Raw genomic sequence first — 21,713 nt, 5'->3', positions numbered from 1 at the left:
CCGACTGAACCTACCGAACCTACCCACTTTTGCTTATCTATAAGAATTTGCGCACACAAAAATCATGCCGTGTTAATCCATTGCCAGCGAGCAAGTACGCAAAATGAAACTGAGCTGCTACGATAAAATTCGCAATATGGTTCGCAGTTGGTACGTATTTCTGTGCGAACTGCGAACTACGCTGCAACCCTTGCCATGCCTCATTTTATTCAATTTGAAATCAATTTTTTGGTCGGTACGCATGTATCGAAATGCTATGGTTTTTTCGTGGTCGGCGCGGCGGGATTGCAGTATTTAAAGATCGATAGAATCTGTGAGAAGCATGCTCTAACAGGACTTTAGCAGGAAGCTTGGCTTCAATGTCCCTGTGCTTAATCGTAAAAATTTAAGCATGCGTGCATAACCTTATGCACGATATTATAGCTTGCTAATAACTAGTTGATTTACAATCTAATTAGTTATAAATTAAATCATTATATAATGAAACACACTTCTTTTAACCCAAATTAAGCCACGAGGTTGATATGGCATTCAATATATTAGGAAAAACAAAAGATCATAGAACAGGCGCAAATGTTGTGTACTGTAAATGTTCTATCTCAGAGTATCTTGAGCTTGTTGGTGATGACTTTGAAGGTTTTTTCATACAAAGAAGAAAAGAAAATCACAAAGCATATGCACGATTGAAAAGTGACCTTATAGCAGGGGCATTGCTACCATCTATCACTCTTTCTGTGAAATTACATAAAGTTGATGAAATTATTGCTCACTTAGATGATACACCTAAATTAGCTGAACATTTGAAACAAAAGGATAACGCTGATATTCTTGATGGGCTTCAAAGAACACTTATACTTAAGCAAATTTTAAAAGAGGGGCATTCATTTCCTGAGGAACAAGAGGTATTATTAGAATTTTGGCTTGAGTCTGACATGAGCAAGTTAATTTATAGAATGATAGTTCTAAATGCAGGCCAAAAGGCAATGTCAGTAAGGCATCAAATTGAACTTTTATTTATGTCTTTGAAGGAGATAATATCTCATCAAATTGAAGATATTGATATTTTTGCTGAGCGAGATCAGCAGAGAAGAACTCAAAGTAACAAATATCCATTAGGCATAATTGCCTCTTCGTATCAAGCTTTTTTAATGGAAACAACTGAAATAGATAAAGATGATGTCATCGCAAGATCTTTAATCCAAGATAATGTCATGGACGCAGAAGAAAGTGAGCACACTGAAAAATTCGAGAGATTCATACAATACTTCAAGGAAATAAAAGAAATTGATTCCCTGGCTTGGTCATATTACGAAAATAACTATGATTCTAATAGACTAAGTTATTTAACTAGTTTACCTAAGGATGAGAGAAATAGCCCGGAAATTGAAAAGGAAATTTCAAATCTGGAATCATTCAAAGGAGCTAAATCTTGGCTTGGTTCTGAGAATGTCATGCTTGGTTTATTTTGTTCAATATCTCAGTTTATAAAAACAGGTAGGCAAGACCGAGTTTCTGAAGGCCTCAGAAAACTAAAAAATTCTTTTCTTTCTAATAATTTTGATCCCCTCGGAATTATTACTTTCGATATTAGTAAAAAAGACATAGATCCAAGGAAAAGTAACGTTGGATATGCAACTAGAAAATTAATACTCAATGGATTCAAAGAGTATTTTAGAGATGAAGGAACTACGGTCTTTAGTGAATGCTGGAAAATGGCAACGGAATAAATGAATATTAACAATTTCAATGAGTTCGAGAATGTAATAAATTCTCATAATATTATACTGTCTTTTTCTGTCGAAGAAACGGATAAACTCTATGTTACAGTTATTAAATTAAATGAAGAAATAGATGTTGGGTTCTCTGGCAAATATAGAATAATGCCAATAGAAATAACGTCGACATCTATCAGTGCTTCATCAGATATTATATTATGTGATGATCTCGATACTGAGATGGGAGTCATTTGCCTTAGCACAAATGAAGTAAGCACTGAGTTCGATTCTTTAACCATTCCTCAATATATTTGTTCTATCGTAGATAGCGAATTAAATAGAGATGAAGATAATAGTTGCTTGCATTCGCTATCATTCACTCCAGGTTTTTCTAAGTCATATATTTTATTGAACGAAAACTTTGAGCTTGATTATATTAATAATTTTCAGGATACCGCTCCTCTATGGGGAGGGTTTAGCCACACTCCTGTAACTTTACCTTATTCAAATGATAAATTTAAAATAAGAGCAATCAAAGGCTTACACATTCCCACAAGAGAACATACATCTAAGTTAATTGATGCAATTAACTCCACCAATGGTTTTGATCGTTTCTTAAAAAAATATCATCTTCTAGAGTTATTATATGATTACGTCTGTGTTATTAAATTAAAAACCTTACCACCGTCTATAAAAGAATTCCGAAACATAATGCTGTCTTATGACAAAGAGGAAATATCTTCACTTAAAAACTTAATGGGTGATTACGTTACAGAAATAGGAGGAATCCTGGATTCAATGTACAAATTAATTCCATTTTTAGATTTAGCTAAAGATATTTTTCAACACTACTCAAAAGATAGCAACCCACTGAAAGACCCTGTAAGATGGTCTAGATTCATTGAAATTATTTCAGCATCGAATGCTTCCTATGATAATTATAAATCTAAGTTCGGAAATAGTAAAACCGCTGATGAATACAGAAAAGATATTTTAAATATTGCTGCATATTGGATTTATAGAATGAGGTGTTCAATAGCTCATAACAAGATAGGGGAGTTTATTTTTGATTCTCAGCAAGAAATCTTCATCGTAGAATTTGGAGAAACTTTAATCGATGAAATCACTAAGCAGTTGTTTTCTAACACTCAATTAAGAAATTTATTTGAGATTGCAAAAAAAATAGATGACATTAGAAACTCAGCGCCAGCTTAAATAACAAAAAAAAAATAATATATATTCATCTCTTTGTTATGTAAATTTCATTATTATATTTCATGAAGTTTATTTAAAATGTAATGAGTATTAAAAAATAATCATTGTCGCACTTCATAAGCTCTTAATAAAAATTGATACCAGTTGCTAGTACAGACATCTTTACTCCCTCGAAAGGGAAGGTGCTTTCTACCTTTAAAAAAGTATGTGTAGTCTTGCCCCTAAGTAAGAAAAGAGTGATACTAAGTAAAGACAAACGTAATTACAAAGGTGAGACCTATGGGCAGCATTAACCTCCGTATCGATGATGATCTTAAAACGCGTTCCTACGCCGCACTCGAAAAATTGGGAGTTACGCCTTCAGAAGCATTGCGTCTTACACTGGAATACATTGCTGAAAATGAACGACTTCCCTTTAAGCAAGCATTACTTAGTGATGAAGATGCTGAATTGATTGAAATTGTTCGTGAGCGTCTTCGTAACCCCAAACCAGTACGCGTGACACTGGATGATCTTTAATGTCGTACTTTCTGGATTTTGACGAACGCGCACTAAAGGAATGGCGCAAGCTGGGCGAGACTATTCGTAATCAATTCAAAAAGAAACTGGCCGACATTCTGGATGCCCCACGTATCGAAGCCAACAAATTACGGAGTATGCCGGACTGCTACAAAATAAAGCTGCGCTCTGCCGGTTATCGGTTGGTTTATCAGGTTCAAGATGAAAAAGTGGTGGTTTTTGTTGTGTCAGTTGGCAAACGTGAGCGCTCCGAAGCATATGACGATGCAATAAAAAGATTACGCTAGTAAAGCCCTCACACAACCATGAAAGACAACAAAAAACACAACCAACAATCAAGATCGTCCGGTTGGGGAGGAAAACGTACCGGTGCAGGTGCTCCCGTTGGTAACACCAATGCGGTGAAACATGGGGAACGTAGCCGCCAGGCATTCTTTCCTTTGGCGGGTGATGATGGGCGATTCACGCCGTTGCAATTGCTACGAGTAAGAAACCTGCTTCTTGCTGAACGTGTCGGCGAGTTGATGCACAGATCTCTTTCTTTGGGTACAGCCGAATGGCGTGAGTTTATGTTGCTCGATGGGATTTTATGGCAGCACACACGCAAAATGATGGCGTTGGAGCGTCGTAAAGCAAAATTAAATGCACAGAGCACCCAGCGCTAAAAATCGGCGTATCAAACGAGACTCTATCGCCATATGCAGACTATTTTTCAGAGTGACTTTTTGTTTTAGTTATACGTTTAGTTATATGAACAAAAATAACAACAGTTTAAAATAAATTAAAACATATACTTATGACTAAAGTTCAATTTCCCCCAGCCCTGCGGGCTTTTTTGTGTCCATAATTGTCCGACGTTATTCGCCTGAATCCAGAGATTATTGGTATACGAATTGGTATACGGTAGGATATATACCAAAAGGCGTATACCAATTGCATGTGTATACCAATGACAAAGGATTCCCTCATGGCACGGACAACCCGCCCCCTCACCCACACTGAAGTACAAAAGGCCAAAGCGGCAGACAAAGATCTGACGTTGCATGACGGCAACGGGTTATTTCTATTAGTCAAAACTACCGGGAAAAAGCTGTGGCGGTTCCGTTACCAGAAACCAACAACCGGCCAGCGCACCATGATCGGGGTTGGCGCTTACCCAGCGTTATCACTAGCCGACGCCCGCGCAATGAGAGACGAAAAACTCTCTTTGTTAGCCAAAGGTATCGATCCACAGGAAAAAGTGGCTAAAGAAGTCGAAGAAGCGCAAATCGCGGTAGAAAGCGTCTTCATCAATGTGGCGCGTAACTGGTTCACGTTGAAACAGACGAATGTCAGCGCCGATCACGCTAAAGACATTTGGCGATCGCTGGAAAAAGACGTGCTCCCGGCAATTGAGAACATCCCGGTACAGGAAATCAAAGCCCGCACGTTGATACAGGCGCTAGAGCCAATTAAAGCCCGTGGCGCACTAGAAACCGTCAGACGCTTGGTACAGCGTATCAATGAAATCATGGTTTATGCGGTAAACACGGGGCTGATTGACGCTAACCCCGCCTCTGGCATTGGTATGGCCTTTGAGCGCCCTAAAAAGCAGCATATGCCGACTATCCGGCCAGAAGAACTCCCCAAACTGATGCGCACCATTGCTATGTCTAATCTGTCCATTCCGACCCGCTGCTTATTAGAATGGCAGCTATTGACACTGATTCGCCGAGCAGAAGCCTCAGCCACGGCATGGGCTGAGATCGATATAGAGAAAAGAACGTGGAGTATTCCGGCTGAACGAATGAAAGCCAAGCGCGATCATATTGTGCCGCTCTCCAATCAAGCACTGGAACTACTCGACATCATGCGCCCTATCAGCGGCAACCGCGAACACGTATTCCCCAGCCGTAACGATCCTAAAAAACCCATGAACAGCCAGACCGCCAACGCCGCATTAAAACGCATCGGCTACGGTGGCAAACTGGTCGCACATGGATTACGCTCAATAGCCAGCACCGCCATGAATGAAGCTGGCTTTAACCCTGATGTGATCGAAGCGGCGTTAGCGCATTGCGATAAAAATGAAGTTCGGAGAGCTTATAATCGTTCGACTTATTTAATACAAAGAGTTGAGTTAATGAGTTGGTGGGGAGATAAAGTTAATATTCCTCTTGTTAACCTAAAGATTATACCTAACAAGGATTAATTATGTATGTTTGATTCCTTCGTAACTACAAAAATCAGGCCAGTCCGCAAAGTTTTCATTATCGACGAGAACGATATAAAAACCTTTTACGATATTTTCAACCATCTAATGATTGAAATTGATGGCGTTATAAACTTAATTCTTCCCACTAATGATAAATTATTTTCACAAAACACCAAAGAGTTTGTAAATCGTTACGACCCAGACGTCATTCTTAATTATTCCATACTGAATGACTTAGATTTATCTGAACATTTTAACACCACCACATACAATTCAAAATCCTCTAATTATAATTTAAATAAATTCGGCTCACCAATATTCACCTTCACAGGAACACCTTATCTGGCGTCTAAAGACCCTACGTTAATCCCAAAAAAAGTTTTTTCACACTCAAAACTTGAACCTACTCCAGAATCATTATTTTTGGTTTTGAATTATGGAGTACTAAACAAAAAAAACCTTGTTCAATTGAAAAGTATGCCATCAATTTTCCAAGAAGTTATCGTATCCTGTGTTGATGAATTGCCTGATATTTATAAAATCCTTTTCGATAATGATATAAAATACCATAACCTAACTAATAGTATAGGTTCTGCATATAGTAGCTCTTCTAGTATTTTTGATATCAATTACAACCCTAAAAATTTCTTTCATGAAAAAGGAAAAAAATATGCATTTATTTCAAAAAAAATAAAATTTAGATTTCATATTATATTTTTGGAATATAAGATGCATTTATAATTCATCGCAACTTGCATGGATTCCTATAGATGTTTCAGAGAAAAATAGAAAAACGATCACTAAAGACGTAACAATAGTTATTTCAAATGAAGAAGATAGAAAATACATATCAAATATCTATCCTGATAATGAACACATTGTAGCAGATAAATATTATTTCCATGGTGGCACTGAAAGGTGGATTAACTTTGAGCACGATCAATATATTACAACAAACTCTCAAGAAAAACTACTAACCCATCCGAATGAGAAAACGTTTTCTGATATTGGATTCGGAGGCGGCTATGTATTTGAAATAAGAGGTCCATCTGAATTTCTATACCCTGAAAAATATTTTCTCGGCCATCACTTTAGTGATAAATTAATTGATCAATCAGCATTTCCTGAATACTTCACACGCCTATCTAAATTGGGGCTTTCTGTATATTTCTCACATTTTACCCCCTATCAGACGTCGGGAGTCACACAGTCTTTTAAACTACCATTATTTAAAGAATTACTGAAACATCACTTTGCACATTTTGACTTAATTATTGAAGAAACACCTAAAACATATATACTCGAACAATTAATAAACATTATTGGTGGAATGGATAATGCTTATTTATTGTGTAATGAGAAAACATTTAATCTTCTTATATCTCTGACACCACATACCAGAACCAAACAATTAATAAAAAAAGCCCTGCCAGAACTTGAAAAAATATCATCCAATGATGATTTAATAGCATATCTTGGAACATTAAAAGAAAGAGGTGAAATATCATTCACACCAACTGTAGTGACAATGGAAACTATAATTAGCAAACTACAGTTCAATAAGAATGAATTTGAAAAATTCTCACCAAACCTCCAGACACTTTGTGATAAAAAAATATTGCTACGCGGGAAAAATTTCAAATGTAACCACTGCTCTGCAATTCTTTGGTTTTCTCTGGAGTCATTTCAACGAGATAATTATTGCGTAGATTGCGGAAATTCAGTGAAAATACCTGTATTCATTGAAGGGAAAATACAAAGCGATCATTACAAACTAAATCAATTAGTAAGCCGAGCAATTGATCAAGGCCAACTATCTACTGCACTCCTAATAAATCATATTCATAAGCAAAAATATAGTCATTTTAATTACGAATCAAATTATGAAATTTTTAAAAACGGTGAATTAATATCAGACATAGACCTTTTCATAAAAATAGGGAAAAAATTAGGATTATGTGAATGCAAATCAAATAGTTCATTTACTAAAAGACAGATAGATGAACTAATCAATACTGCACAAATTATCGGCAGTGATTTCATAATTCTATCTTGCTTACTAACTTATTCAGACGAAAAGATAATTGAAATAAAAGAATATATAACTAAAAAAAACTTATCTATCCCAGTATTCATAATTACCAAAGATGAGCTATTTAACGATCACCCACAGAGGCTATATAGCTATTTTGAAGTAAATTATCGCACAGGAAAATTTTACGAAGGTCCAATTTTATTAGGTGCGGAAGATTAAAGCCCCTAGCGCGCAATGCTACCCCCGCCACGCCTGCCCGCTTTATGTAGCGCTTTTCATGCAGTTGCATGGAGGCGCTCAGGCCGTGCCAGTACTGGCGCTGTAGGGCAGATTCGGGGGTAAGTATTGCATGCAATTCCATGCACCGTATGCATGCACGGTCAAAAAATCGCTAGCCAGAGAAAAAAGCTCGCAAAAAAGCCCGCGCAATGGCGGGCGACGTCCTGATATTAACGACAATGAAATTATAACCTGACTAACTAATTATGTTGGGCTGAGGCCGGGTAATCCTTATATTTTTTCTGCATGATCGGTGATAACGGAATATCTGGCACCGGCAGATCTCTTCGGTGTGATGGCTGAATAATTTCCTCTATCGATTCCATTGTGCGGAATGTTGCAGAGCATTCAATATTCCGGCACTGGTGATAACGCCGTTTCACATTATTCGAAAAAATTTTGCTAGTCCGAGTATGCGCAGCATGGCCGCAGAACGGGCAAGACATCATTTCGCTTTCTCCCGTTCTTTGCGTAGCGCCTGACCTTTTTGCATCCGTTTGATTGGACTGGTCAACAAGGCTTCACTGATATTCGGTAGGGTTGGGCTATACAGGCCGATTTCCTGCAATAGTGCTTCTTCTTTCATGTCAAAACGGTAGTTATCCATACGGGTGACAAGTTGCTGAATAACTTCCTGACTCACGGCCTGGTGCGCGCTAGTGGTGAAGTTCACATGGTCATAGATCTGCTCGTCGTGTGATTGCAGGGAAAGTGCATGAAGCCGTAAAGCCATGCTCCTGATAAGCGGCTCTACCATTTCCATCGTTTTTTCCAGCTCGTAAGCGGCATAACTACGCATCAGGGAGCGGTGGGCATTTTGATAATCCAGTCCGCTTTTGGCAGCGGACAATTCAGCTTGCTCTTTATCCAACTCTAACGAGGCCACCAGACCGTCATACTCTTTCGCCAGCTCTTTGTGTGATACCTGTTGTAAATGGAGTGACTTCAAATCGTCTGACATCTGGCCGCCTGCATCACGGAAGCGCTGCCGCCAGTCATTTTCCAGTAACTGGCTTTTCTCCTGCTCCACACGCTGCTGCTTTTGGGCATTTTCAATCGCGCTGATCACGTTCTGTAAAGCACAGTTATCTTTCTGATAGGCGGCCTTAGCATTGTTGTAGTAGTTACGTTGTTTGGTGATACGTTCATTCAGTATTGAAGCGGAAGTTTTAGCCATGGCCGTTGTCCTGTTTGGGTTATCTGGTGGCTATTGTGCAATTCACCACACAACTCCCGCTATCTGAGCCGGTTGTGTCACTTCCCACACAAAACAATCTCTATCGCAGACCGCTTCCCTAATTGGGAACTAACTATTTTATAAAACTATTCACTACTCTTCACCTGAGAAAAAAGAATAGATAAATCAATAAATAAATGGGTGAAGAGTTGATAAAAAACTCTTCACCGAGTGTTCACACTGTTCACCCGGTTTTTTGAGCTTTTTTCTGGCGAGCGATTTTTTTAGAACTTTTATCTCTAAATGAATGGGGAAATAAAAGAATAAATTATTAGAAATGTACGTCATTGCACGTGGTTGCATCAGGGTAGAACACGGTATAACAGAAATATTGAATTGGTTGATTTTTAGGCCATTTTGCTGGCGTATGGCACAACTTCCCCTTGTTGCGGTCTCCGAAAATATTCACATAATAGCGAGCTACCAGAGAAATCCAGCGCCATCCGGCCAGAGCCGGGCGGACATTAACGAGGTAGCGCCACATGTTGTCAGCCACACCCCCAACCCCCATTCCTGCTATGCCCCCGATGTCACCGCATCCGGTCAGAGAGCGCTTAATGCGCCTGCCGGAAGTGTTGCACGTCACCGGCATTTCCCGCTCGACGCTGTACGAACTGAGTAGCCGCAAGGCTTTTCCCGCCCGTGTGTCGCTGGGTGGGAAGAACGTCGCTTGGGTTGAGTCCGAAATTCATCACTGGGTGGCCGAGCGTATCGCCGCCCGTCAACAGGAGAACCACGCATGATCACATTCACTATCGCCGGGCAGTCAGTCACACTCGATGAACGGGAAGCCCTCAGCCTGTGCGACCAACTGCTGCCTGCTATTCGTAACCCGGCCACCATTGCCGCCCGTGAACAGCGTTTCGGCGCGTTGCTGCTGAGCATTGCACCGACGCCCGCCGCCTCTGATTCTCCCCGGCGTTACTGCGCATCCCGTGCCGGTGATGCGCTGACCAATTGCTGAGGCTGTTCATGACTGCGCAATTTATCCGTTTCCCCGGCTTGCCTGCCGGGGCTTTTTGGCGTTATAGTTTTGTCGCTGCCGCAAAATCGGTAGCCGGGATTGGCGTCCTGAACAACTCAACGGCGACACCAGACGCGCCATGCGTCTTTTTTTACGTCGCAGCCTTAGCACACCTGCATAATGTGCGGCAGCTTTTTAGCCGTTATTGCATCCAAACAATGGTGGCTCAGGCGGGGCAGCCTTCGGGCTGGCCGGTGTTCGTTGAGGCCGGTTACGCCAACCCCGTCTGGGCTACCACCCTTGAAATTGGCGTTTCTGGTGGTAGCTATCTTAGCTACTCAACGGAGACTGCCACATGGCTACGACCCCCACCCCGTCACACCCGCAATTTACCTTTCTGTTTCTGGCCGTGCGCCGCGCTGAATTACGCGCCTTGCCGCACCGTGAAGCCGTTATCGCCCCGGATGAAATCAGCGCCCGCCGTTTGCTGGCGCGTGACTATGTGCTGTCGTTTGCTGGCCGTCTGCCGCTGCGGAGTACACGCCATGTTTGATGACACGCCCCTGACCCCGGAAGAGCTGACCGACCAGTGCCGCGCCTTAACCCATGCCGTGATTGAACTGGATAACCCGATGGCAAAAGAGGTGCTGTTGTTTGTGCTGGCCGAACGGCTGGAAGTGCTGTCATCCACGCTGGATACACCCGACGCGCTCAGCGACCTGAGCGATGTTGAGTACACCGACACCACACTGCATTAAGGGGCAACGCATGGCACACCTTACCGTGACACAGACTGTGAAACGCGCCAGCGGCCACTGGCCGCAACTGCTCCCGGCTGTGGGTATTCGCATTGATGCCACCGGGCAACATACCGCCTGCCCGATGTGCGAGGGCAAAGACCGTTTTCGCTTCGATAACAAGGAAGGGCGTGGCACATGGTTCTGTAACCAGTGCGGCGCGGGGGACGGCCTGAATCTGGTGGAAAAAGCCCTGAACCTGACGCCGACAGAAGCCGCCCTGAAAGTAGGCGCATGGCTGGGCGACCTGCCGGACTGTCCGGCAGCGTCAATGCCTGAAGAAGACAGCGAGGCCGCCCGGCAACGGGCGGCGGTTCAGGCACAGGCCAAACTGAAAGAGGCGGTGACACAACCCGGCAACACCTACCTGAGCGCTAAAGGTTGGCCGGATGTGGCCGTGCCCACCCTACAGGGTAAACCGCTGCGCATGGGCGGTATCACCTATCAGCCCGGCGATGTACTGGTGCCACTGACCACACCGGACGGTGAGGTGGTGAATCTCCAGCTTATCAACGCACAGGGCGACAAGCGCACGTTAAAAGGCGGACAGGTCAAAGGTGCCTTTCACTGTTTCAGCGGCAAACAGGCCAGCGTTATCTGGCTGGCCGAGGGCTACGCCACCGGCTTAACGCTGCATCAGTTAACCGGTGATAGCGTGTATGTCGCGCTCAGCGCGAACAACCTGCCGTCCCTTGCCCGTGAGCTGAAAACCCGCCACCCGGCGGTCACGCTGCTGATAGCCGCTGACCGGGACGAGAACGGCACCGCGCAGAGCAAAGCCGAACAGGCCGCCGTTGCCGTCAATGGCCGTGTTGCGCTGCCGCCGGTGTTCGGTGACTGGAATGATGTGTATCGTGCCGAGGGTGCCGACGCCACCCGACAGCATCTGCATGCCTTTACCCAGCCGGAAAAAACCAGCCCGTTTGCGTCGCTGGGCGAGGCTGAATTCAAGGCCATGAGCGCCAGTGAGAAAGCGGAAAAGATACGCGAACACTACCGCGACACGCTGGCGATTGACGCGTTCGGGGAAACGTTCTTCCAGTACCAGAACGGCGCATGGAAAGTCCTGCCTCACCGTCTGTTAAGCCGGGATATCGCCGCACTGTTTCAGAAGATACAGGCACCCTTCACCGCGTCCGGCATAGACAGTGTCATTAATACGCTGAAACTGATTGTTCCTATGCAGTCTGAACCCCAGCGCCGGTTAATCGGTTTTCGTAACGGGGTATTTGATACCGCCAGCGGTGAATTTAAACCGCATCGCCGGGAGCACTGGTTACATACCGTGAATGACGTGGATTACACGCCGTTTAAGACCGGGGAAAACCTTGCCGACAATGCCCCGCACTTCTGGCGCTGGCTGACCCGAGCCGCCGGAAACCACCCTGATAAACAGGAGCGCATTCTGGCCGCGTTGTTTATGGTGCTGGCGAACTGCTACGACTGGCAACTGTTCCTTGAAGTCACCGGCCCCGGTGGCAGCGGGAAAAGTATTCTGGCCGAAATTGCCATCATGCTGGCCGGGGACGATAACGCCACGGCGGCCACCATCAACACCATTGAATCATCCCGTGAGCGCTCGTTTCTCACTCATCGTCCTGCCTGACCAAGAGAAATGGAGCGGTGACGGTGCAGGTATCAAGGCGATTACCGGCGGCGATGCGGTAATGGTTGACCCGAAATACCGTGACGCTTACTCAACCCGGATACCGGCGGTGATTCTGGCCGTCAACAACTCGCCGATGCGCTTTAGCGACCGCAGCGGCGGCGTATCCCGTCGCCGGGTGATTATCCACTTCGGTGAAACCATCCCGGCCAGCGAACGCGACCCCAAGCTGAAAGAGAAAATCCGCGCTGAACTGGCGGTGATAGTGCGTCACCTGATGAAACGCTTTGCAGAGCCAAACGACGCCCGGACACTGTTACAGGCACAGCAACACTCCGCTGAGGCGCTGGAAATCAAACGGCAGGCCGACCCGCTGGTTGATTTTTGCGGCTACCTGCTGGCGCACAGCGACACCACCGGGCTGTATATGGGCAACGCTAACATCACCCCACGTAACCCGCGTAAATACCTGTACCACGCCTATCTGTCCTTTATGGAGTCGCACGGCCACCAGAAGCCCATCAGCCTGACGGCCTTTGGTAAGGTGCTGCCTAACATGATGTCGGAATACGGGCAGAGTTACCTCAAGGGCAGAACCAAGCTGGGCATACAGACCAATCTTGAGCTGAAAGACGAATCTGACGCCGACTGGCTGCCCAAATGTGAGTCGTACTGATGACGATACCCTGCCAGACTGATTACTCTGCTTGACATGGGTAATAAGTAGCCTAAAATGTAACTACAAAAAGCAACTACATGGTGTGATTTTTGGATATTCACCACACACTTAATGGAATTGAATTTGAGTGGGATGAGGATAAAGCCCACTCAAATTTACATAAGCACAATGTCGCTTTTGAATTCGCTTGTGAAATCTTTTTTGATTCTGACGCGCTGAGCGTACTGGATGACAGATTTGATTACGGAGAAAAGCGATACCAGACCATAGGCAAAGTCGCCGGGCAGATATTACTTCTGGTGGTTCATACCGACAGATTCGGCTCAATAAGGATTATTTCTGCTCGTAAAGCCAACGCCAAAGAGAGAGCGAGGTACGAAGATGGTAAATCGTAAACAACAAATTGATCGCCTTAGCAACATGGCGGATAAAGATATCGATTACAGCGACGCGCCAGAACTGTCTGACGCGGTTTGGAACAACGCGGTACGTGGTAAATTCTATAAGTCGGTAAAAGTACAGAAAACGGTACGTATTGACGCAGATGTACTGCACTGGCTTGAAAGTGAAGGTCCGGGCTATCAGACACGGTTAAATAATATCCTGCGCCGGGAAATGGAAAAGGCATTGCGTTCCTGAGTCCGAACCCTCTCTTTTTGCATAATCTTAAAAAACGGTTGCGGCTATCATGCTGCGACCGTTACTTACATAGTGATTTTCTATCTAATAGTGCTCGCAGCGCTTTATTGCAGGTCATTGTTTTTCAATTCGGTAATGAAGGCAGTAATAACAAAGAGAGCGTTGATCTCAACCTCAACATTAATATTCTCTGGTTTATCATTTACGCTCATCGCTATCTCATTATAGAAGATTCCCCAATCATGCTGCATAAGTGACGAGTAATTCGTCACCTGTTCACCGACTCATCACCCGTTAATTAATTGATTAGTAAAAATAAAAATCTATGGTGAAGAGGATGAATAGTTTTGTGAAAAATCTTTTTATTGTGGCAGCGCGTTTATATCGTAATGTTGCTGCTTTTTTGATTAAGTACTAAATTCAGTATCAAATATCATACTTAAAAGGGGCTGATTATGTCCGTACAACCTATCCTTGCAAATGCAGCCGTGAGTATCAGCGACTTTAAAAAGTCCCCTAATGCCGCGCTTAAAGAAGCTAACGGCGAGCCTGTAGCCGTGCTAACCAATGGCCGTATCTCTGGCTACTATGTTTCTCCTGAAACATGGGAAGCGCTGGCCGACTATCAGGAAGATATCGAACTTGCCAAAATTGCCCGTTCCCGGATGAAGGGTAAACGTGTGAAGGTCGATCTGGATAAGTTATAAGCTGGAGTTTGAAGAGCACGCGCTGAAAGAATTTAAGAAGCTGAGCGCTTCGATGCGGGAGCAGTTCACCAAAAGTTGAAAGGTGATGAGTAACTCGTCACCTGTTCACCAACTCATCACCCATTAATCTATTGATTATTAAAAATAAAAACCTCTAGTGAAGAGGGTGAACAGTTTTGTGCAAAATCTTTTTATTTTGGCTACTGACGATTACATAACGAATGGCGCTTTCCCGTCTTCTCCTTTTAGCGCCTGCTGTAATGCCCCCAAGAGTGCTTTTAATTGGCCGCTCAAATAGTGGCTAAAAATCTCACGTCCTAACGTTCGATCAAATACTGTTTGTGGCAGGAATCGGCGCATTTCAGCGCTAAAGCGGCCATCCCCCACAACCTGATCAATGCTTTCTATACGCTGTGCCAGTAGCTCATCATAATTCGGGATACGATAGTCCTGTATTTTATTACGAATCAGATCGATATCATAAGCAGCGTTCTGCTGGATCAGCCACGGTAAGTCCCAAACGTCACGGTAGCGGATATATTTAGTGGTAGCGACGAGTGAAACCAGCTTGTCACACATCACTTCATTAAGCGTTTCACACATGACCAGCGTATCGGAATAACCATCGGGTAGAACTTCATAGTTACGTTTTAGCGTCATCGGCGTTCTGGTATAAGCCGGAATATTGGCGATCTCAATCTTGATCCGTTGTCTCGGCATATCACGTTTTTCCGGTGCAGTGGTCACGGATACCTGCCATTTGTCGATACGGACTTCCTCATAGCCGGGTTCATTCCGTAGCTCATTTGGCTCTTTCACGTTGACCTCAAGGCCGTAGCGATTCCCCAGATAATCTTCAATACAGGCTTTCATGTTTTTTAGGTCTGCGCCAGAAAACGCAACACCACCAGCAAAATCCAAATCCTCACTGAAGCGATTTGCGCCATGACATAGCCTTAATGAGGTTCCCCCCTGAAAAGTAAGCTGTTCTAACAAGCCCGCGCTATCAAGACAGTAGAGAATGTCATAGTGCAAAAGCTCCTTTTCCACCACATTGCGCAAGCCTTCAAGCTCGGCTGATTCCACCGCTTTGCTGACCAGTTCGGCAAAGTTAACTTTCTGATTCATGATGTAGCTCCGATTCGTCAATCAGATGGGTATTGCGTCCAACGCGGCGTAAATCCCTCACAGCGGTTTTCTTCGTCGCTTGCCGTAACGGAGAATTGCCAAAATAGGTATCCTGCAAAATCTGCTCTGGTGGCCGCTTGGTATGGATAAATTCAATCACCCCAAAAGGCGTTTTATGTTCTTCGGAACGTCCGGTGGTCATCACCGTGATCCGGTCAATCGGGATTTGAGAAATCACGCCATATTCAGACAAGGCGGATTCGAGGCTAAGATAATTATATTCACCACGGCGCAGTGCTAACACGATACGCTCAAGCGTATAGGCATCTTTGCTTTTGGCATGGTTATAAACATACACGCCGCGAATAGCACGGGTTAGGATGCCATCTTTTACCAAACGATTTAGCCCGGCATTAAACGCTCTGGGCGTATCCTCATGGAAAATCTTGGCTAAATCGCGGGAGGTGAAGACATAACGCCCTTGCTTATCGAATGCGTTTAAACGTTCAATAGCAGTGATCCTGTCCATTTATAAGTCCACATGAAAACCACACAATTGTGTCATTCACGTATACTTGAATAAAAACCACCCGTCAAGTACACACGAATAACACCAATAAGTGACATTCGCGTGTACTTACTTAAAAAATTGTCATAGATTAAGGTGACAAAAAGGTGGGTTTCACAGGGTGAGATCTTTGGAAAAAATCCCTATCACTTTTCAGCATTGGTATACGCTTAGGTATACCAACAAAGTCTGAATTCAAACTTAAAACATAAATATCATAATGTTACGATGGATATTCAGATTCCCCCAGCTAGTTGCGCCGCGTCGCGAGAGAGCAAAAAATCGGCCTGCGCCAACTCCGCATGATCATAGATAGCAAGAAATTCGATATAAGTGAGCCCGAAATAGCTGAGCGCATTCCAGGTCCCCCAGCCGGGATGCCGCCCACCGGCAAGCGCGTTGAGCTTCTGTTCGCTAAAGATGGCAATGGCTTCTTCCGGCTGATTCACAAACTGAACGGCGTGATCCCATTTTAATGTTGTCATTAAAGCCCTCCTCTTGAGAAATTATTCCCAGTCGGTGTTCACTTTGACATTGTTCGCGCCCGGCAGACTGTACACATCTTCGTCGTACCACTTGCGGGACAGCGCCGCGAGCGTGCCGTCTTTTTTGAGGGCTTCAAGCTCGGTGTCGATGGCTTTGATCAGCTTCGGGTCGGCATTCTTTTTGTATAAATAGACATTGGGGAACAAACCGACAGACTCGGAGGCTTTCAAGTTCAGGCTGAGGGCTTTGTTTAACGCCAGTAAGGCGCCAATCGGGTAAATAGCCGCATCATATTCTCCAGAGGCGACGGCTTTGAAAATGTCTGCCGCAGACTGCTCACCGTTCGGCTGTAGATTAATTTGCTGACCTGGGTGCTTTTTGTTGTAGTTATCAATCACGGTGTAGCGCGCATCAGACGTGTGAATCGGCACCAGTTTCTTCTTGCCGCTAGCCAGATCGCCCAGCGTATGAATATCGTTTTCATTGTTACGCACAATTAAACGCAGGTCGCTGATGCCCGAAGGTTGGCCGGAATAAGCGTATTGCGCCGCGCGCTCTTTGGTCAGATAAAAGTGGTCTGCCGCGAGGGTATATGCGCCAGTGGACAGACCGACGATCATGGCATCGCGGGAGACCGCATTAAAATGGAATTTATAGTTGGTGAGCTTCTGGTCGATGACTTTTAATAACTCACCATCGTAACCGGTAATATTATTGTTATCGTCCACAAAGCTAAACGGGAACCCGTTGGCATTCACCACCACTTCCACGGTTTCGGCATTCGGGCTTTTTTCGACCGCCTGCGCCGCTGCTACCTGTAATGCCAACAGCAGCGAGCTGACCAATAACACTTTATTTTTGAACATATTTCTTTCCCCAAAATGAGTGAGATGGAACCACTTTTGCTGCATGGCTTTTCCACCGGTTACTGAGATACACCTCGGTATGTCGCAATATCCGAGTCAAGACCAGACAAAGCGCAATATAAATAATCAGGACGATGCAATAGGCCTCCACATAATGAAAACCGCGCGCCGCAGCGATATTCGCTTTTGCCATCACATCGACCACCGTGATGGTATAAACCAGCGACGTATCCTTGATCAGGTCAATCAGAACGCTGGTGTAGTTGGGTAACGCGGATACCGCCGCCTGCGGAAAAATAATGCGTCGAAACTGGGTAAAACCCGTCAGCCCTATCGACCATGCAGCTTCTCGCTGCCCTTTTTCCACTGCATTCCACGCGGAGCGAAAGGTCTCGGCGAAATAGGCACTAAACACCACGGAAAAGGCGGCCACGGCGGCAACCAGCGGTGAGAGCTTGTAGCTGAACGGCGTGTCCTGCGGCCCACCAAACAGCCCATTAGCCAGCCACGGCCAGACATAAAAAACAAAATAGAGCATCACCAGCATGGGGATGGAGCGGCCAAAAGAGATAAACACCCTAACCAGATATTTCACGTACGGCAGATCTCTAATAATCACCCACGCCAACACACCGCCTAATAGCATCGAAAAAATTAACGATAAAAAGGTAATCAGCAGCGTGATCGGTAGCGCGCTTAATATAAAAGTGAAATTATCCCGCATAAAATCGAGGCTAAACATCATCGTCTTTTACTCCAGTAAATATTGATACTTTTTCTCAATACGGCTCGTGAGATAAAAGATAATCATGTTAAGTAGCCAGTAAACGAGGATGACGCTAATAAATGCCGCGACCTGCTTTGCACCATAACTGTTTTGCGAAATTTTCTGTGCCCTGCCAAAGATATCGACAATACCGATAATATTCACCAACGAAGTCATCTTCACGAGGTTGATTAACAGATTGCCGAAATTGGGAATAGCGATAATAAGCCCTTGCGGGAAAATGACGTGCGCAATGCCAATGTGCCAGGGAATATTCAGACTGCGTATCGCCTCTTTTTGTCCGACATCCACGGCGTTCCATGCCGAGCGCATCATTTCGGCAAAATAGGGGCTAATGCCAACGGAGATAGACAAGATGGCAAAGGTCGTATCGTTAATCAGCAGCACGGGGAGTTCCAGCGCCGAGAGAATCAGTTTCCCGCCGAAGAAAAACAGCAGGATTAACAGCGCCAGCGGCGCACCGCGCAACACATCGGTGTACGCCTTTGCCAGCAATCTTAATAGCGATGAGCGGCTAAACTGCAAAACGGCAGCGACCAGACCAAGCGCCAGACCGAGTAACAAAGAAGCCAGCGTAATCCCCAGCGTAACGGGCAGGTTTTCCAGTAATTTCGGCACAATGAACAGCAGATCGTCAAAACGCAATAAAGGTTGTGAATTCATGGTGCTCGCCTCAGGCGTGGAACTGTAATCGGGCAAGAAACGCCTGTGTTCGCGTGTGCAGGGCCGCGCCAAAGATCTGCTCTGGCGGCCCCTGCTCGACGATTTCCCCGTTTTCCATAAACACCACCCTTGAGGCAACCTGGCGGGCAAACGCCATTTCATGGGTGACGATAATCATTGTTTGCCCGTTGGCGGCAATCTCCTGAATCAGCGTCAGGACTTCGCCGACTTTCTCTGGATCCAAGGCCGAGGTAGGCTCATCCAGTAACAGTACTGCCGGGTTAATCGCCAGCGCACGGGCTATGCCAATACGCTGTTTCTGCCCACCAGACAGACTGTTGGGGTAATGATCTTTTTTATGCAACAATCCGACCTGTTTTAGCAGACGTTCGGCTGCGGCTACCGCTTCCTGACGCGGGCGTTTTTGCGCATAGATCAGGCCTTCAGTAATATTTTGTAGTGCGGTGAGATTGTGAAATAAATTCCAGGATTGAAAGACCATCGCTGTTTTCGCGCGTATTTTTTCAATCTCTTTTTTTCCGGCTTTTGCGCAATCAACAACGGCATCGTCGATTTTTATTTTCCCGCTATCGGCAGGCTCCAGAAAATTCAGCGTGCGCAATAACGTTGTTTTTCCTGAACCACTCGGCCCAATAATGCAGATAATTTCCCCTGCATTGATGGAAAGCGAAACTTCTTTCAGTATTTTTTCGCCAGTAAAACTTTTACTGATGTTTTCAATAGCAATCATCATTCTATTTTCGCAGCGGCGATCCCTGATAAATGCACAACAGCGGCATCTCTTTCTTTACAAAAACTATATTGCTGCGAGGTCTATAAAAACAAACAAGAAAAAAACATATCCAAAGTTAAAAAACAGATTTCCGAAACAGTTTTTTTTCAGGAATGGATGCATACAAACTATAGTTACTGCATGTTATGGGAGATAAAAAAGCGCCTTAGCGTTCGCGCCAGGCATAGGGCAAGGCAGGCTGCCATTCATCACCCAACAGTTCGGGATCATCGAAATGGATGATGGCCTGATAGTGGTGTTCGCGATCCTCATGGTAAAGCTGCCCGGCAATGTTTTGTGCCAGCGTGCGAGCCCCTTGACTGATGCCGGGAATAAGGCCGACGACGTGGCCATTGCTGAGCAGCGCCGGATAGCTGAAGCAGTGCAGCCGCGCCAGTGAGGCTGGAGTATCACGATGTTTTGCCTGAAACGCGAAATCGCCCCCCAGATAGGGATAGCTCGCCAGTTGCGCGTTTTGCTTATCAGCAGGAGGCTGCCAGGCATCGCCCCAGGTTTTAACCTGTCCCACCAGCGCATGAAATTCCGGGCGAGCCTCCCAGTCCAGAGCATAACCGGTGGCAAGGATCAGGAAATCCACCGGCACTTCGCCCTGTGGCGTATGGATGACAAGGCTCTCTCCTCGGGTTTCGACACGCTCAACCGGAGCGTTAAAATTGAACCAGGCATTCGGATGGCGCGACACACGCAGCGTGCTGCCGTGCGGTGGCGGCGTCTGGACCGTGGCGATATGCTGAGCCAGCCGCCATTTCCACTCATCCGGCAGGGTAAAGTAGCCGGATTCAAACCCAGGGTTACTCGCCCCTTTCGACAAGTTCACCCGGGGGAAATCCGGGCGACGGATCAGCAGTTCAACCCCTGCAGCTCCGGCTTCCAACGCCGTTGCCGACACGTCCATCGCCGTGGCGCTGCCACCAACCACCGCTACCCGGCGTCCGGCCAGAGCGGCAAAATCGATCGCCTCTTCCGAATGTGCCCAATATTGCTTCGGCACATCGGCCACAAAATTCGGGATCGCAGGCCCACCAAAGGCATCCATCCCGATGGCGAGGATCACTTTGCGTGCGCTCACCCGTTGGTTTTCGCCGTGGTGTGAAAAGGTCAGTTCGACACGTTGAGGATCCTGCGCATTAATGTCTGTCAAGGTGTGATCGTTACGCACATCCAGCGCCAACACCTGGCGATACCAGCGAAGATAGTCTGCCCATTGCAGACGGGGGATTTTGTCTAACGCCTCCCAGGACTCAAGACCAAACTGCGCTTCATACCACGCGCGAAAAGTCAGAGAGGGAATATCCAGCGCCGGACCAGTCAGGTGTTTTGGGGAACGTAGCGTTTCCATGCGCGCGGTGGTCGCCCAAGGCCCTTCATAATCTTTGGGCGCTTTGTCATACAACACCGCGTCAATCCCTTGCAGGCGCAGTGCGAACGCTGCCGCCAGACCCGCCACGCCAGCGCCGATGATGACTACGTTCTGTACCTGCGCGTCAGATTGTTGTGGAAGCCACCGTTTTACGGGCAAGGCCAGCCAGTCCAGATCTTGTTTGATTCGGGCTTCCAGCACGGCGAGTCCCTGTTCTGCGGCTACGGATGATGTAATAGGGGATATCGAAGAAAGTGACATCGTAGTTATCCTTTTGCGTCAATGCATTCAGTCATTTGCTGAGTGATAGCACTTCGGTGCCAGGGGAACTACGATTTAATATTGCTAGCCTAATGCAGACTTTTGCTATGCGGGGCATAGTGACGCCCTTATCATTTTGTGCGCACTACCGTAACCGTGGATAAGCTTCTCCGCTCTGGAGGGGGGTATCATCA

Annotated in this window: 24 protein-coding genes and 4 pseudogenes; 18 read left to right on the top strand and 10 right to left on the bottom strand. The window is 45.7% G+C overall.

All coding sequences use genetic code 11. The features are described 5' to 3' along the window. Window positions 1–524 precede the first annotated feature (524 nt). The 8 genes from OI69_RS13960 (at window position 525) to OI69_RS19900 (ending at window position 7,897) form a co-directional block, all read left to right on the top strand. On the top strand, window positions 525–1,727 hold the full coding sequence (locus OI69_RS13960; protein ID WP_039351589.1) for a hypothetical protein: 1,203 nt from the start codon (window positions 525–527) through the stop codon (window positions 1,725–1,727). Then, window positions 1,728–2,930, top strand: a complete 1,203-nt coding sequence (locus tag OI69_RS13955) for a hypothetical protein (protein ID WP_039351587.1) — start codon at window positions 1,728–1,730, stop codon at window positions 2,928–2,930. It begins immediately after the preceding gene. Between the two features lie 279 nt (window positions 2,931–3,209). Continuing rightward, window positions 3,210–3,449, top strand: a complete 240-nt coding sequence (locus tag OI69_RS13950) for a type II toxin-antitoxin system RelB/DinJ family antitoxin (protein WP_039351585.1) — start codon at window positions 3,210–3,212, stop codon at window positions 3,447–3,449. Further along, a complete protein-coding gene (locus OI69_RS13945) occupies window positions 3,449–3,736 on the top strand; it encodes a type II toxin-antitoxin system RelE family toxin (RefSeq protein WP_039351583.1) in 288 nt (95 codons plus the stop codon). The genes OI69_RS13950 and OI69_RS13945 overlap by 1 nt, the downstream gene beginning before the upstream one ends. An 18-nt stretch (window positions 3,737–3,754) precedes the next feature. Then, a complete protein-coding gene (locus OI69_RS13940; protein ID WP_039351581.1) occupies window positions 3,755–4,114 on the top strand; it encodes a hypothetical protein in 360 nt (119 codons plus the stop codon). 302 nt (window positions 4,115–4,416) lie between these two features. Then, window positions 4,417–5,640 carry an integrase domain-containing protein gene (locus OI69_RS13935; RefSeq protein ID WP_052198382.1) on the top strand — a complete coding sequence of 408 codons (1,224 nt, stop codon included), beginning with the start codon at window positions 4,417–4,419 and terminating at the stop codon, window positions 5,638–5,640. Window positions 5,641–5,646: 6 nt separating this feature from the next. Further along, window positions 5,647–6,384, top strand: a complete 738-nt coding sequence (locus OI69_RS13930) for a hypothetical protein (protein WP_039351579.1) — start codon at window positions 5,647–5,649, stop codon at window positions 6,382–6,384. 409 nt (window positions 6,385–6,793) lie between these two features. Further along, window positions 6,794–7,897, top strand: a complete 1,104-nt coding sequence (locus tag OI69_RS19900) for a hypothetical protein (protein WP_154715560.1) — start codon at window positions 6,794–6,796, stop codon at window positions 7,895–7,897. A gap of 260 nt (window positions 7,898–8,157) precedes the next feature. On the opposite strand, the gene OI69_RS19385 is transcribed toward OI69_RS19900, so the two are convergent. Both OI69_RS19385 and OI69_RS13920 read right to left on the bottom strand, forming a co-directional pair. Then, complete coding sequence (locus tag OI69_RS19385) at window positions 8,158–8,406, bottom strand: ogr/Delta-like zinc finger family protein (protein ID WP_072034303.1); 249 nt, start codon at window positions 8,404–8,406, stop codon at window positions 8,158–8,160. Further along, on the bottom strand, window positions 8,403–9,134 hold the full coding sequence (locus tag OI69_RS13920; RefSeq protein WP_039351575.1) for a hypothetical protein: 732 nt from the start codon (window positions 9,132–9,134) through the stop codon (window positions 8,403–8,405). The genes OI69_RS19385 and OI69_RS13920 overlap by 4 nt, the downstream gene beginning before the upstream one ends. A 542-nt stretch (window positions 9,135–9,676) precedes the next feature. Between OI69_RS13920 and OI69_RS13910 the strand changes: the two genes are divergently transcribed. The 10 genes and pseudogenes from OI69_RS13910 to OI69_RS20365 all read left to right on the top strand — a co-directional run. After that, window positions 9,677–9,937, top strand: a complete 261-nt coding sequence (locus OI69_RS13910) for a helix-turn-helix transcriptional regulator (RefSeq protein ID WP_039351571.1) — start codon at window positions 9,677–9,679, stop codon at window positions 9,935–9,937. Then, window positions 9,934–10,158, top strand: coding sequence for a hypothetical protein (locus tag OI69_RS13905; RefSeq protein WP_015841426.1), 225 nt, complete (start codon window positions 9,934–9,936; stop codon window positions 10,156–10,158). The genes OI69_RS13910 and OI69_RS13905 overlap by 4 nt, the downstream gene beginning before the upstream one ends. Before the next feature lie 8 nt (window positions 10,159–10,166). Beyond that, window positions 10,167–10,466, top strand: a pseudogene (locus tag OI69_RS19380) (ash family protein); the annotation flags it as partial. 47 nt (window positions 10,467–10,513) lie between these two features. Then, entirely contained in the window at window positions 10,514–10,711 is a 198-nt protein-coding gene (locus tag OI69_RS19895; RefSeq protein ID WP_039351621.1) for a host cell division inhibitor Icd-like protein, read from the top strand. Continuing rightward, window positions 10,704–10,916: a hypothetical protein gene (locus tag OI69_RS13890; RefSeq protein ID WP_039351620.1), complete on the top strand. Its 213-nt coding sequence runs from the start codon at window positions 10,704–10,706 to the stop codon at window positions 10,914–10,916. The genes OI69_RS19895 and OI69_RS13890 overlap by 8 nt, the downstream gene beginning before the upstream one ends. A gap of 10 nt (window positions 10,917–10,926) precedes the next feature. Continuing rightward, a pseudogene (locus OI69_RS13885) lies at window positions 10,927–13,237 on the top strand (primase-helicase zinc-binding domain-containing protein). Window positions 13,238–13,335: 98 nt separating this feature from the next. Continuing rightward, window positions 13,336–13,635, top strand: a complete 300-nt coding sequence (locus OI69_RS13880) for a BrnT family toxin (protein WP_235319694.1) — start codon at window positions 13,336–13,338, stop codon at window positions 13,633–13,635. Beyond that, window positions 13,622–13,879, top strand: coding sequence for a BrnA antitoxin family protein (locus tag OI69_RS13875; protein WP_039351569.1), 258 nt, complete (start codon window positions 13,622–13,624; stop codon window positions 13,877–13,879). Before OI69_RS13880 ends, OI69_RS13875 begins: the two co-directional genes overlap by 14 nt. A 455-nt stretch (window positions 13,880–14,334) precedes the next feature. Next, window positions 14,335–14,586 carry a type II toxin-antitoxin system Phd/YefM family antitoxin gene (locus OI69_RS13870; RefSeq protein WP_039351566.1) on the top strand — a complete coding sequence of 84 codons (252 nt, stop codon included), beginning with the start codon at window positions 14,335–14,337 and terminating at the stop codon, window positions 14,584–14,586. Beyond that, window positions 14,576–14,659, top strand: a pseudogene (locus OI69_RS20365) (type II toxin-antitoxin system RelE family toxin); the annotation flags it as partial. The gene OI69_RS13870 and the pseudogene OI69_RS20365, both read left to right, overlap by 11 nt. A 137-nt stretch (window positions 14,660–14,796) precedes the next feature. Here OI69_RS20365 and OI69_RS13865 read toward each other — a convergent pair. The 8 genes and pseudogenes from OI69_RS13865 to OI69_RS13830 all read right to left on the bottom strand — a co-directional run bounded on the left by OI69_RS13865 (window position 14,797) and on the right by OI69_RS13830 (window position 21,519). Further along, a complete protein-coding gene (locus OI69_RS13865; protein ID WP_039351564.1) occupies window positions 14,797–15,714 on the bottom strand; it encodes a nucleotidyl transferase AbiEii/AbiGii toxin family protein in 918 nt (305 codons plus the stop codon). Then, entirely contained in the window at window positions 15,698–16,243 is a 546-nt protein-coding gene (gene abiEi / locus OI69_RS13860) for a type IV toxin-antitoxin system AbiEi family antitoxin (protein WP_039351562.1), read from the bottom strand. Before abiEi ends, OI69_RS13865 begins: the two co-directional genes overlap by 17 nt. Window positions 16,244–16,533: 290 nt before the next feature. Beyond that, window positions 16,534–16,767, bottom strand: a pseudogene (locus OI69_RS13855) (VOC family protein); the annotation flags it as partial. A 21-nt stretch (window positions 16,768–16,788) separates the two neighbouring features. After that, entirely contained in the window at window positions 16,789–17,634 is an 846-nt protein-coding gene (locus OI69_RS13850) for a transporter substrate-binding domain-containing protein (protein ID WP_039351560.1), read from the bottom strand. Then, a complete protein-coding gene (locus tag OI69_RS13845) occupies window positions 17,621–18,379 on the bottom strand; it encodes an amino acid ABC transporter permease (RefSeq protein ID WP_235319692.1) in 759 nt (252 codons plus the stop codon). The genes OI69_RS13850 and OI69_RS13845 overlap by 14 nt, the downstream gene beginning before the upstream one ends. Window positions 18,380–18,385: 6 nt before the next feature. Continuing rightward, a complete protein-coding gene (locus OI69_RS13840) occupies window positions 18,386–19,084 on the bottom strand; it encodes an ABC transporter permease subunit (protein WP_039351558.1) in 699 nt (232 codons plus the stop codon). Window positions 19,085–19,094: 10 nt separating this feature from the next. After that, window positions 19,095–19,835: an amino acid ABC transporter ATP-binding protein gene (locus OI69_RS13835; protein WP_039351612.1), complete on the bottom strand. Its 741-nt coding sequence runs from the start codon at window positions 19,833–19,835 to the stop codon at window positions 19,095–19,097. Between the two features lie 208 nt (window positions 19,836–20,043). Further along, a complete protein-coding gene (locus OI69_RS13830) occupies window positions 20,044–21,519 on the bottom strand; it encodes an NAD(P)-binding domain-containing protein (protein ID WP_052198381.1) in 1,476 nt (491 codons plus the stop codon). Window positions 21,520–21,713: the final 194 nt, after the last annotated feature.

This window comes from Pectobacterium fontis (assembly GCF_000803215.1).
GTDB lineage: Bacteria > Pseudomonadota > Gammaproteobacteria > Enterobacterales > Enterobacteriaceae > Pectobacterium > Pectobacterium fontis.
The sequence above is the reverse complement of the archived record's forward strand: the minus strand, read 5'-3'. Positions and strand labels throughout refer to the sequence as shown.

What these genes read in the sequence shown, in the direction of transcription:
- OI69_RS13960 (WP_039351589.1), top strand. Translation starts at nt 525, where the DNA reads ATGGCATTCAATATATTAGGAAAAACAAAAGATCATAGAACAGGCGCA.
- OI69_RS13955 (WP_039351587.1), top strand. Translation starts at nt 1,728, where the DNA reads ATGAATATTAACAATTTCAATGAGTTCGAGAATGTAATAAATTCTCAT.
- OI69_RS13950 (WP_039351585.1), top strand. Translation starts at nt 3,210, where the DNA reads ATGGGCAGCATTAACCTCCGTATCGATGATGATCTTAAAACGCGTTCC.
- OI69_RS13945 (WP_039351583.1), top strand. Translation starts at nt 3,449, where the DNA reads ATGTCGTACTTTCTGGATTTTGACGAACGCGCACTAAAGGAATGGCGC.
- OI69_RS13940 (WP_039351581.1), top strand. Translation starts at nt 3,755, where the DNA reads ATGAAAGACAACAAAAAACACAACCAACAATCAAGATCGTCCGGTTGG.
- OI69_RS13935 (WP_052198382.1), top strand. Translation starts at nt 4,417, where the DNA reads ATGGCACGGACAACCCGCCCCCTCACCCACACTGAAGTACAAAAGGCC.
- OI69_RS13930 (WP_039351579.1), top strand. Translation starts at nt 5,647, where the DNA reads ATGTTTGATTCCTTCGTAACTACAAAAATCAGGCCAGTCCGCAAAGTT.
- OI69_RS19385 (WP_072034303.1), bottom strand. Translation starts at nt 8,406, where the DNA reads ATGATGTCTTGCCCGTTCTGCGGCCATGCTGCGCATACTCGGACTAGC.
- OI69_RS13920 (WP_039351575.1), bottom strand. Translation starts at nt 9,134, where the DNA reads ATGGCTAAAACTTCCGCTTCAATACTGAATGAACGTATCACCAAACAA.
- OI69_RS13910 (WP_039351571.1), top strand. Translation starts at nt 9,677, where the DNA reads ATGTTGTCAGCCACACCCCCAACCCCCATTCCTGCTATGCCCCCGATG.
- OI69_RS13905 (WP_015841426.1), top strand. Translation starts at nt 9,934, where the DNA reads ATGATCACATTCACTATCGCCGGGCAGTCAGTCACACTCGATGAACGG.
- OI69_RS19895 (WP_039351621.1), top strand. Translation starts at nt 10,514, where the DNA reads ATGGCTACGACCCCCACCCCGTCACACCCGCAATTTACCTTTCTGTTT.
- OI69_RS13890 (WP_039351620.1), top strand. Translation starts at nt 10,704, where the DNA reads ATGTTTGATGACACGCCCCTGACCCCGGAAGAGCTGACCGACCAGTGC.
- OI69_RS13875 (WP_039351569.1), top strand. Translation starts at nt 13,622, where the DNA reads ATGGTAAATCGTAAACAACAAATTGATCGCCTTAGCAACATGGCGGAT.
- OI69_RS13870 (WP_039351566.1), top strand. Translation starts at nt 14,335, where the DNA reads ATGTCCGTACAACCTATCCTTGCAAATGCAGCCGTGAGTATCAGCGAC.
- OI69_RS13865 (WP_039351564.1), bottom strand. Translation starts at nt 15,714, where the DNA reads ATGAATCAGAAAGTTAACTTTGCCGAACTGGTCAGCAAAGCGGTGGAA.
- abiEi (WP_039351562.1), bottom strand. Translation starts at nt 16,243, where the DNA reads ATGGACAGGATCACTGCTATTGAACGTTTAAACGCATTCGATAAGCAA.
- OI69_RS13850 (WP_039351560.1), bottom strand. Translation starts at nt 17,634, where the DNA reads ATGTTCAAAAATAAAGTGTTATTGGTCAGCTCGCTGCTGTTGGCATTA.
- OI69_RS13845 (WP_235319692.1), bottom strand. Translation starts at nt 18,379, where the DNA reads ATGATGTTTAGCCTCGATTTTATGCGGGATAATTTCACTTTTATATTA.
- OI69_RS13840 (WP_039351558.1), bottom strand. Translation starts at nt 19,084, where the DNA reads ATGAATTCACAACCTTTATTGCGTTTTGACGATCTGCTGTTCATTGTG.
- OI69_RS13835 (WP_039351612.1), bottom strand. Translation starts at nt 19,835, where the DNA reads ATGATTGCTATTGAAAACATCAGTAAAAGTTTTACTGGCGAAAAAATA.
- OI69_RS13830 (WP_052198381.1), bottom strand. Translation starts at nt 21,519, where the DNA reads ATGTCACTTTCTTCGATATCCCCTATTACATCATCCGTAGCCGCAGAA.